The sequence below is a fragment of the Paratractidigestivibacter sp. genome, assembly GCF_052362415.1.
Classification (GTDB): Bacteria; Actinomycetota; Coriobacteriia; order Coriobacteriales; family Atopobiaceae; genus Paratractidigestivibacter.
This window is the reverse complement of sequence record NZ_DAWEMK010000015.1, coordinates 19,329-21,219: the sequence shown is the minus strand read 5'-3', so window position 1 is coordinate 21,219 and position 1,891 is coordinate 19,329. Positions and strand designations below refer to the sequence as shown.

The 1,891-nt window shown below is 64.7% G+C and carries 1 protein-coding gene and 2 pseudogenes; 2 read left to right on the top strand and 1 reads right to left on the bottom strand.

Going from position 1 to position 1,891, the window contains the following annotated elements:
- A pseudogene (locus ACT84W_RS02905) lies at positions 1-188 on the bottom strand (hypothetical protein); the annotation flags it as partial.
- Between the two features lie 188 nt (positions 189-376).
- Between ACT84W_RS02905 and ACT84W_RS02900 the strand changes: the two are divergent.
- Positions 377-1,408, top strand: a complete 1,032-nt coding sequence (locus ACT84W_RS02900) for a branched-chain amino acid aminotransferase (protein WP_444328150.1) — start codon at positions 377-379, stop codon at positions 1,406-1,408.
- Between the two features lie 296 nt (positions 1,409-1,704).
- Positions 1,705-1,891 (top strand): annotated as a pseudogene (locus ACT84W_RS02895) (histidine--tRNA ligase); the annotation flags it as partial.

The window sequence follows — 1,891 nt, the reverse complement described above, 5'->3', positions numbered from 1 at the left end:
CGTCTCTCCCCCCGCCACCCCCCCCCAGTCCGCGCCGCCCTGGGCGCGGTGCCGCCCCGCTTGCGGCCCGGGCGCGCGGGGCGCGCGCCCTCGGTGTAGCCGACGCACTGCTCGTCGTTCGTGCGGGTAAGGGCCTCGAGGATCTGGGGCGCGGCGCCCTCGGAGTAATCGTTGCGGAACATGTGCATGGCGGTGCCTTTCTTCGCGTGGTTTGCCTGTCGATTGTACGCCGGCTGGCATCGACTCCCTTTGTTAACAGCTCGGCACACGAACAGGTGCTTTCAGGAAACAGGACTAACCTAGCGACTTACATACCAACGAGGTGTGGGAAGAACAATGGCGCCAGACAGCGCCGACGCAAGGAGATGCAAAGAGCATGGTGCAGAAGAAGGACATCGACTGGGGCAGCCTCGGCTTCGCCTATCAGCATACCGACTACAGCTACGTCTGCAACTACAAGAACGGCGCGTGGGAAGAGGGCGGCCTTACCCCGGACCACACCGTCACCCTCTCTGAGTGCGCCGGCCTGCTCCACTACTGCCAGGAGGTCTTCGAGGGCCTCAAGGCCTACACCGCCGAGAACGGCGACATCGTCTGCTTCCGCCCGGACATGAACGCCCAGCGCATGTACGACTCCGCCAAGCGTCTCGAGATGCCCTCCTTCCCCAAGGAGAAGTTCGTCGAGGCCGTCGAGCAGGTCGTCAAGGCCAACGCCGCCTGGGTGCCGCCTTACGGCTCCGGCGCCACGCTCTACATCCGCCCGTTCATGTTCGCCACGGGCGACGTCATCGGCGTCAAGCCCGCTGACGAGTACCAGTTCCGCATCCTCGTGACCCCGGTCGGCCCGTACTACAAGGGCGGCGTCAAGCCCGTCAAGCTCGTCGTCCCCGAGTTCGACCGCGCGGCGCCCCACGGCACCGGCAACATCAAGGCCGGCCTCAACTACGCGATGTCGCTGCACCCCAGCGTGCTCGCCCACTCCGCCGGTTACGCCGACAACCTCTTCCTCGACCCGCAGACCCGCACCTACGTCGAGGAGACCGGCGGCGCGAACGTCCTGTTCGTCACCAAGGAGGGCAAGTTCGTCGTCCCGCAGTCCTTCACCGACTCCATCCTGCCGTCCATCACCCGCCGCTCGCTCGTCCAGGTCGCCGAGGACCTCGGCATGGAGGTCGAGCAGCGCCCGGTCAAGTTCGACGAGATCGACCAGTTCGTCGAGTGCGGCATGTGCGGCACCGCGGCCGTCATCTCCCCGGTTGGCGAGATCGATAACGGCGACAAGAAGGTCGTCTACGGCATGGAGCACGTCGGCCCCGTCATGAAGAAGCTCCGCGAGACGCTCACCGGCATCCAGTCCGGCGCGATCGAGGATAAGCACAACTGGGTCCACAAGATCGACGTAGAGTAGCGTTCGGAGGGTCGGCCCCGCCTTACCTCAGTGCTCAAACAGCTTCGGAAGGCCCCGCTTTTGCGGGGCCTTCCTGCAGAACTGCGCCTGAGGTAAGGCGGGGCCGCCGTTCGTTGCTCGGGCGTCTGTTACAGAAGAAGATTAGTTGCCCCGTTTCACGGGGCAATTTCATAAGCGCGCCAGAGAGAAGGGCCGGGCGTTTGCGTGGGTGGTCCCGGCGGCGAGAGCAGGTATACTAAACGGTTGGAAATCAATGCCTGACGAGGGCTTCTTTGTACGTCGAAAGGACGAGCAACATGGGACAGAAGGTTCAGGGCACCGAGGACCTCTTCGGCGGCTACATGCGCGCGTGGCAGCACATGCAGGACGTCGCGCGCGAGCTGTTTGGCGCGTACGGCTTCGACATGATCGAGACCCCCGCCATCGAGCAGGTCGACACCTTCGTCCACGGCATCGGCGAGTCCACCGACGTCGTCCGCAAGG

What these genes read in the sequence shown, in the direction of transcription:
- ACT84W_RS02900 (WP_444328150.1), top strand. Translation starts at nt 377, where the DNA reads ATGGTGCAGAAGAAGGACATCGACTGGGGCAGCCTCGGCTTCGCCTAT.